Origin of the sequence: Paenibacillus endophyticus, from assembly GCF_014192395.1 — a bacterium.
GTDB classification, from domain to species: Bacteria; Bacillota; Bacilli; order Paenibacillales; family Paenibacillaceae; genus Pristimantibacillus; species Pristimantibacillus endophyticus.
In genome coordinates this window covers 1-8,087 of the sequence record NZ_JACHXW010000040.1, presented here as the reverse complement: position 1 = coordinate 8,087, position 8,087 = coordinate 1, and the positions used below count along the sequence as shown (strand labels likewise).

6 protein-coding genes and 3 tRNA genes are annotated in these 8,087 nt (G+C 44.8%); 1 reads left to right on the top strand and 8 read right to left on the bottom strand.

The annotated features are described in order from the left end of the window. Window positions 1-723 precede the first annotated feature (723 nt). The gene (locus FHS16_RS31415) at window positions 724-1,491 is read left to right on the top strand and encodes a MerR family transcriptional regulator (protein WP_183571658.1); all 768 of its coding nucleotides are present in this window, start codon (window positions 724-726) and stop codon (window positions 1,489-1,491) included. A gap of 56 nt (window positions 1,492-1,547) precedes the next feature. Here the strand turns inward: FHS16_RS31415 and FHS16_RS31410 are convergent, their stop codons facing one another. The 8 genes from FHS16_RS31410 to FHS16_RS31375 all read right to left on the bottom strand — a co-directional run bounded on the left by FHS16_RS31410 (window position 1,548) and on the right by FHS16_RS31375 (window position 7,937). Beyond that, window positions 1,548-2,363 (bottom strand): hypothetical protein, encoded by an 816-nt coding sequence (locus FHS16_RS31410; protein ID WP_183571656.1) that lies wholly within the window; start codon window positions 2,361-2,363, stop codon window positions 1,548-1,550. 44 nt (window positions 2,364-2,407) lie between these two features. Next, window positions 2,408-3,808 (bottom strand): ATP-binding protein, encoded by a 1,401-nt coding sequence (locus FHS16_RS31405; protein ID WP_183571654.1) that lies wholly within the window; start codon window positions 3,806-3,808, stop codon window positions 2,408-2,410. A 170-nt stretch (window positions 3,809-3,978) separates the two neighbouring features. Further along, on the bottom strand, window positions 3,979-4,755 hold the full coding sequence (locus FHS16_RS31400) for a (2Fe-2S)-binding protein (RefSeq protein ID WP_183571652.1): 777 nt from the start codon (window positions 4,753-4,755) through the stop codon (window positions 3,979-3,981). A gap of 33 nt (window positions 4,756-4,788) precedes the next feature. After that, entirely contained in the window at window positions 4,789-5,787 is a 999-nt protein-coding gene (locus FHS16_RS31395) for an ABC transporter substrate-binding protein (RefSeq protein WP_183571650.1), read from the bottom strand. Between the two features lie 117 nt (window positions 5,788-5,904). Continuing rightward, complete coding sequence (locus FHS16_RS31390) at window positions 5,905-7,509, bottom strand: AraC family transcriptional regulator (protein WP_183571648.1); 1,605 nt, start codon at window positions 7,507-7,509, stop codon at window positions 5,905-5,907. A 181-nt stretch (window positions 7,510-7,690) separates the two neighbouring features. After that, window positions 7,691-7,770: transfer RNA gene (locus tag FHS16_RS31385), tRNA-Leu, on the bottom strand. Between the two features lie 9 nt (window positions 7,771-7,779). Further along, window positions 7,780-7,855: transfer RNA gene (locus FHS16_RS31380), tRNA-Lys, on the bottom strand. Between the two features lie 6 nt (window positions 7,856-7,861). Then, a tRNA-Val gene (locus FHS16_RS31375) sits at window positions 7,862-7,937 on the bottom strand. Between the last annotated feature and the right edge of the window lie 150 nt (window positions 7,938-8,087).

Genomic DNA, 8,087 nt, shown 5'->3' with positions numbered 1-8,087 from the left:
CCGCCAGCGTTCGTCCTGAGCCAGGATCAAACTCTCCAAATGGAAGTTTTCGCTTCGACGCGATGTCGAAGTGAAAAGCTTCATGGTTTGAAATGCTCATTACATTTGTTATCGCTTTTTCGCTTATCCCGAAGGATTTGCGAGGCAGTTATTACTCGTTGTTCAGTTTTCAAAGAGCAATCTATTCTTTCGTTTGTAACGCTTGTTTTGCTTGTCGTCCGCGTGTTTCTCTCGGCCGGAATTAGAATATATCATGTATCACACTATCATTGCAAGTCTTTTTTTTAAAAATAAATCATTTTATTTAAATTTCCCATGTATTCAGCATTAAAACGGGTAAAAAGATGAGTATACATCCGTTATTTCGTTTCATTATAAACTGCTCAAACAAACCCTTCAAAGCTGGTTTCCACCCGCTTATGCCTCGATATCAGTAACGCTCATGCTTCTGTATGCCCTGTATTGGATAAGTCCATTTTGAATGGCCATATCCCGGATTTCAAACTTTGATTGACGATTCTTTCAATAATGAAGTTTTCAAGCAGCATGTTCTAATCCATTCAAGCAAGCGTTGCGCTCCTGCGGCAAAGTAGATATTCAATCAATCTAAAGCGGCTCAAATACAGCTGTTTTGCCGGTTTGATCATTTTTGATACACTGAAAATAATGATTGACCTTCACGTTGCGTGAAGGTGTACGATGATCTTGTCAGGAGGCGAACTTGTGGAATACACCATACAAAAGCTAGGACTGATTGCTGGAATCAGCACCCGGACGTTGCGCTATTATGATGAAATCGGGATGCTGAAGCCGGCTCGGATCAACTCCTCGGGGTACCGCATCTATGGGCAGGAGGAGGTCAACAAGCTGCAGCAAATTTTATTTTATAAAGAGCTGGGCATTGGTCTTGAGGAGATAAAAAGAATTGTGGCCGCCCCCTCCTTTGACGGAAAAAGCGCGCTGCGTGAGCACAGACAAAAACTGCTTGAAAAGAGACAGCAGCTCGACTTGCTCATCACCAACGTCGACAAAACATTAGCTCAACATGAAGGGAGCATTACGATGACCGACAAAGAAAAATTCGAAGGTTTCAAACAGCAATTAATGGATGAGAATGAGAAGCTATACGGGAAAGAAATAAGAGAAAAATACGGAGACGAACAAATCGAGCGCTCCAATCAGATCTTCAAGAACATGTCAGAGCAGCAGCATGCTGACATCGAACAGTTGGGAGCGCAAGTCATTAACACGCTAGTTGAGGCCTACGCTGTTGGCGACCCAGCAAGCGAGCTTGCGCAAAAAACCGCCGATTTGCACCGGCAATGGCTCAGCTTCTACTGGGGACATTACAGCAAAGAAGCTCATGCAGGCGTTGCGCAAATGTACGTCGATGATGAGCGGTTCACCGCATACTACGACAAGCATCAGCCCGGCGCAGCGAGATTTCTAAGAGATGCTGTTCTCGTCTACACAGGCATGGGGCAGTCATAACATCCTATAAAATAAGGCGTGCCCGGGCTATCTCAGATCCGTGCACGCCTTTTTCGTTAACCGATCCTTACAACCAGACCCTCCCGATGTCGATGTAGCCATTCCTCAGACGTTGCAAATGGCGGCTTCACTTCCCAATCCTCGTCGACCTTTGCACTGTAAATGCCGTAAGCCAAAGTAATGCAAGCCATCATCGAATCAGAGGCGTGGTCGATTAGCTTACCGATTTTGGGACCGCTCGCGTGAATCGGAATGAGAGAAGGGCTCAGCCTGATATCAAACATGGCGTCTACGGTCAGCTTGAACTGCTCAGGGAGTCTCGCAATGGCGCTTGTATCCTCACGATTCAAGCCAAGCTTCGTCCAGCCATGGCTAGGGTATACCTCGTATAACCGAGCTGCGCTCTCCCTATGGTGATCAAAAGGGTAAACAGCTGCTTCGTTACGCAGATTACCTAATAGCTTCCTCCCGCCATAGAGCATGCCGTTCATGCTAATTGGCGTTTCGGATATCGGACTTTTTCCACCTACCGCTAAATCAGTCACCCTACAATCACGAATATTGTTCCTACCGCTATGAATCTTTCCGAATCGAGTTTTGAATTGCAGGCGCGTATCCGCATAGGCCTCTCCTATAAAACACTCCCAAGAAGACTTATAGTGTTCATCCAAGTGTACGTTCGGAATGGAAAACGGAAAATCAAGCCCCCAGGGTCCAGCTTGATTTTTAATTCGATAATATAAATCAAGCCTGTCCTCGCAAGGGATTACAGCTTCAATGGTTAGAACGTGCTGCTTTAACTCACCAATTGTTACAAATATTTTGCCATCCGGATCCTTAGCCCCGCTGAAATCACATCCATAAACGAGCATGCTAACCTCCAAGTTTATTGTACTGGACTATTGCTGGACAGCTGTTATTCGACCTTAGGCTGAATCGGCAGACGCAGCGTGAACTCACTTCCCACTCCTTTTATGCTATTCAGAGCTAGTGAGCCGCCAAGCAGTCTGGCTAGCTGATGGCTGATCGATAAGCCTAACCCTGTTCCCTCATATTTCCGCTTAAGCGTACTGTCCTCCTGTAAAAAGGCATCAAACACGAGCTTCTGATTTTCTTCATCAATGCCAATCCCCGTATCTTTCACGGAAAATACGATGCTGTCCGTGAATGAATCCTTCCTAATTTCTAAACGGATACTTCCGCTGTCTGTAAATTTAACGGCATTGAATAATAGGTTCCTTAAAATTTGGCTTAGTCTTAAGCCATCCGTAACAAAAAGCTCAGGAGCCGTATCCTCAATAGATATTTGAAAGGAAAGCTTCTTTTTCTCTGCCATTGGAAGGATCTGATGATATAACAGCTGAGTGATATCTTCCATCGATATCTCTCCCCAGTCGATCTCCATTTTGCCTGCCTCTATTTTGGACAAATCCAAAATATCGTTGATAATCCGCAGCAATTCTTGACTGGAGCCATTAATGATATCAGCATACTGCTTATTCTCGCTGTACTCATCCTTTGCTTCGTTTTCTCCAATAAGCTCGGATAGCAAAATAATACTATTTAGGGGAGTTCTCAGCTCATGCGACATATTGGACATAAATTCTGATTTATATTTGGAGTCTTTAAGGATTTGAGCAGCCTTTTCTTCCAATGCTTTCTGCGTGCAAAGAAGCTCCTGCTTCTGTTCAATCAGTATCAGGTTTTTGTTTCGGAGTTCATCCACAAGCAGCTGCTCTTTATAGAAATCATAAATAATAAAGATAAAGAATGCACCCAGCAGAATGGAAAGAGGCAGTGTGTACGGCATAATGTTTTTTAAATATTGCTGACGATCGACAGCGCCAAATATAGCGATGCCCATTACCTGAATAATATTAATCGTAAACAGCGATATAGCAGCTTTTTTAGGGTAACTCCAGGATTGCTTGCCCCTATACAGCCGTACAAGTCCTGCCGAAACGAATGCGAGTATGGTGATATTAATCGATCCTGTCAATGCATTTGGCGTAATTCCGTTAACCCCATATCTCGAAGCCGCAATACCGATACCGATAATAAGAACATGCACAGGATTCCGGATCATTAATGTCGCAAATATAATCGGCACGACCCTTAAATCAAAAACAGGACCTTTATGTAATTGTAAGCCCACCTTCATAGCGAGCCAGCCCGAGAAGATGAAGGTTAAAATAAGAACAACGTTTTTTGTTGTATCCGACGCGTTTTGGAATAGGTTTTTATATAGGAGGTTAAATAAATAGGCACAGGTAATAAGGATGCTAATGTTTGTAAAAAACGAAACATAAAAATTCATGAATCAGCCTCCCTTAGATGGGTTAATTATACGCGATGCCACCCACTTTGACAAAAGCAGATCATGAACATTCCTAATTACAGCGGCCTGCTTATTCTGGTACACAAAGAAAAGCCCCGCTCAGCAGGACTTTAACAAAAAATAACAAACATGATCAGGCTTATGCCTTCTTACCTTTCCTGCATGAGCATCCGCTCTCTATCCGGCGCACTGAGCCTCGGACATGTATGGCAATAGCCATGGCTCTTTAATCTGAATGCCAAGCAGCAGTATCGCCGTATATACAAAATGCTCCCGTGACTTGGATGCTTCACTCTTCGTAATTGCGTAGATATCAGATGCTCACTTTTACATCCCATGAGTATGCTTTGATCGTCTGCAATCAGCTGCAGCCTTTCCTTCGTCATTTCCCGATTGTGCTCCTCTTCCAATCTCGCATAATATTGGAGGAGCTGATGGGTTACCAAGGACCACATCACTTTCGTGGGGGCGCTCGTATGCTCCGATACGGAAGCGAAAACGAGATCAGTATTTTGCAGCAGCTCTTGAAAATAAACAGCTAATTGATTCCTTCGTTTTGCCAAATCCGTATGGGAAAGCCATTCCTGCGCTTCTGGCATCGTTTGGTATGCCATTACAGCTTGACTGGATATATGGAAGCGAACATTTGCCGGATTCGAAGACAGCCTATAATCAAACAAGCCAACTGCTGCAACGAGTCCCGTAAACCATACGGAATAGCGCTTCGCAAACAGCGTACCCACCACTTTCCGGTCGGGATGACTTAAGAGAGCGGATTGAATGTCCAGAATCGCGGTTCGAGATACGGAATCAAGCAACTCAGTCACTGCAAAAGAATATTCTTCATCATCCGGCTGCCGCACAGAAATCCGAAAATGATTTTGCAAAAAGGATTGTGCGATCTGGCATCTTGTTTCATTATTCATCGAACGTCCTTCACCCCAAGCAGAAGCACTCTTCTATTCAACCATTTTCAACACATCGTCTACAATCTGCCCACGGCCGATAACGCCCCATCCCTTGAACAACCAAAAGGAGTCCGTTACATAAACCTTCTCATTCTGAACGGCAGGCACCTTTGCCCATAAAGCGCTTTGGTTCATGCTGTTCAGATTGTCCCGTCCATTCGGGTCAACCTCCAAAACGATATAGTCAGCATCCAGGTCAGGAACGACCTCTAACGACAAATCAGCCCTTTGCTCTTCTGGAGTCAGCTCCGTGCGCGCAAACCCAAGATCGTGATACAAGAGCGTATTCGTCGGATGCCCTTTCCCAGCATAGATCTGGAGGTTTTTTTCTCTTACCCGAAGGTATGCCAGCTGTTTATGGTCTAATTTATTGACGATCTCGCTTGCTTTAGCCGTTTTAAGATGCAATTCTTCTATTCTTTGTTCGGCTAGCTCAACCTTATCGTAAAGCTCCGCTACCATTAGCAGATCCTTTGTCCAGTAGGTTGTATCATCCTCATATTCAAGCCATTCTGTACCGAGAACTATGGTCGGGGCTATTTTCTCCAGCTGCTCGTAGGTGTCCTCTGCCGTACGGCTCTCAACAAGAATAACATCAGGATCAATCTCTACGATCGCTTCAAGATTAGGGCTGTCTGCCGAGCCTACCAATTTCACGCCTTCGAGCTCACTAGCTAAGTATGGAAGATAATCGCCTCCGTACCTCACCTCTACATTTACGCCAGCTGGCTTCTCCCCAATGGTTAGAAGATGGTCAATGTATGCTGCGGAGAGCACAACGATTCGATCAATTTTGGCAGGTACGATCGATTCGCCTTTCAAATGTGTAACCGTTCGTGTCAAATCAGCGGCTACTGGCTCAGCCGTCGCTTCTATTGCTGGTGCTGTGGTTTCTTTCTGGCCTTGCTTTTCGCTATTACCTCCACATGCCGCTAAGGTAAGCAGCAGCAAACCTAGAGCAACGAGAGGGATGAGTCTGTTCATTAGCATCTGTTTTGTTCCTCTTCTCTTTTTAATAATAATAATCATTATCATTAATGATAATGAAGGAGCCCTTCATTAGCAATGGACTAATTCATCTATTAATGGTGGATCTGCTCACCAAGTTCACCCTCTTAGCTGTGATGCAACGTAATCTATCGCCCACATTCTACCAGTAGGACCCAGAGCCTTAAAAAACATATCGCCGGCTTCATAAACCCGCTGATGCCGAACCGCCTCTAACGAAGTCCACTGTTCGGACCGAAGCAGCAATTGCAGTCGTTGCCTGGCCTCATCCGTAGGATCAGTCATAATAAAAATGTGATCCGCGTGGAAAGAAGCTACCTCCTCCAGCTGTATGTCTTTGGCCCACTCCCGGTTTGGAAAGCCTTTTGGCAAATGCAAAGCAAGATCATCATAAAGTAAGGCACCTGTCTGATTTCCTGCTCCGTAAACCCGATAAAAGTGCGGGCTAACTCTAATAAAAGCAACGGATGGTGTTCCCCAGCGCGTGTTAATATTTTGTTTAATCACTGTCATTTGCTCGCGATATCTTTCCACCCAATCCGCAGCTTGCCGCTCTCTACCCAATATTTTAGCCATCTGCTCCAGCATTTGACCGTATTGATTCGAATGTGCCAATACGGCGGTTGGAGCAATCTGGTTAAGCGAATCATCCTGTAGCAAGCGATCACTCGTAAGCATCATGTCAGGCTTCGATCTCATCAGCTTTTCATAATTGGATTTACGGCTGTCCAGCTTGAATTTGTTCTCTATATCTCCGCTCAGTTCTGGCAATGGATAAGAATAAGAAACACGCTCCTTATAGGACAAGGCTGCAACAGGCGTTAGCCCCAGCGTCAGCAAATGATCGTCAATCCCATAGTAGAGCGCTGCAATACGATGACATTTATTTTTGATATACAATGTTGGCGCCACGCCTTCTACCTTCTTGAACGCCCGGCTAAAATAATGCTCATCCTTATATCCGACTTGCTCCGCTACTTCTTTTGCTTTTTTTGATGAAAATAGCAATTGTTTCGCCTTTGAAATCCGCTGCTTTACTATATATTCTGTTGGCGTCATGTTCATTTGATGCTTAAAGCTTCGCGTAAAATGATTCATGCTAAAGCCCGCCATTTTCGCTAGATGCTCAATTCTCATTTCCTTGCTATAATTCTGGGCTATGTATGCCAAAGTACGCTCCATCCCCAGCACGCCTTGTGGATCGCCTTCGCCCTGCGTACTATTCAAACTTGCAACGGCATGCAGCAGATTGCTGAGCTTTCTGCTTTTAGTGAATCTGTCTGACCGATGCGGACTTTCCCTTTTAATAAAATAAAGTATTGCATCATGGATGGAGATTGCTTGGCTAGAAATATCCAGCTTTGCCGGGAACGGAAACTTTGGCTGACTTACTGACCAATTTCTATTTTCTTTGTGCAGCATAATCGCTCTAAACATAATTATCGAAACATGAATGGCTTGCTCGCTGCCGAACTTTCCTTCGATCGTCATACCTGGCTGAACATAAAAAAGATCGCCTTTCTTGACAGTTAAAGGCGTTCCATTAACGACCGCCACACCTCGGCCACTCGTAATTTCACATATGATGTAGGTATGAAACGTTCTTGGGATTGAAAAAAAGTCCGTTGCAATTTGACAGCTATAACTTCTTATTGCAGGGAAAATCAGCTTTTCCAGCATCCGTATGGTATCCGGTTTACGCATCGCTCAACTTCCCTTCTGCCGAGATCGGGCCTTTGTCTTACTTGGACTTATATATTATTGTTTCTTGATAAGCTTAACATAGTTTTCAGTTGCTCCGACCTTTGTCCGGGTGAAAATAAATATGCAAAAAGGCTTTTTGGATCAGCTAACTGATCCAAAAAGCCTTTTCTAATCCATATGATGCGCGTAGAGGGACTTGAACCCCCACGGTCGCCCGCTAGATCCTAAGTCTAGTGCGTCTGCCAATTCCGCCATACGCGCATGTAAAAATGGTGAGTCATGTAGGATTCGAACCTACGACACCCTGATTAAAAGTCAGGTGCTCTACCAACTGAGCTAATGACTCGCATCATGGTGGAGGATGACGGGATCGAACCGCCGACCCTCTGCTTGTAAGGCAGATGCTCTCCCAGCTGAGCTAATCCTCCATGGAAACAATAAAACCCACAAGCTGTGGGAGTCGTGCTTAATGTGTTCAAAGCCGTTTGCGCCCTGAAAACTGGATACGAAAGATAAGGTTGCTGAACCTTTACTGCTGCTGTCTACCGGATGTATGGGCCCGAGTAAACGTGTTTAGG

Bases quoted from the DNA above. Each gene is read 5' to 3' on its own strand.
- FHS16_RS31410 (WP_183571656.1), bottom strand. From the start codon at position 2,363: ATGCTCGTTTATGGATGTGATTTCAGCGGGGCTAAGGATCCGGATGGC.
- FHS16_RS31405 (WP_183571654.1), bottom strand. From the start codon at position 3,808: ATGAATTTTTATGTTTCGTTTTTTACAAACATTAGCATCCTTATTACC.
- FHS16_RS31400 (WP_183571652.1), bottom strand. From the start codon at position 4,755: ATGAATAATGAAACAAGATGCCAGATCGCACAATCCTTTTTGCAAAAT.
- FHS16_RS31395 (WP_183571650.1), bottom strand. From the start codon at position 5,787: ATGCTAATGAACAGACTCATCCCTCTCGTTGCTCTAGGTTTGCTGCTG.
- FHS16_RS31390 (WP_183571648.1), bottom strand. From the start codon at position 7,509: ATGCGTAAACCGGATACCATACGGATGCTGGAAAAGCTGATTTTCCCT.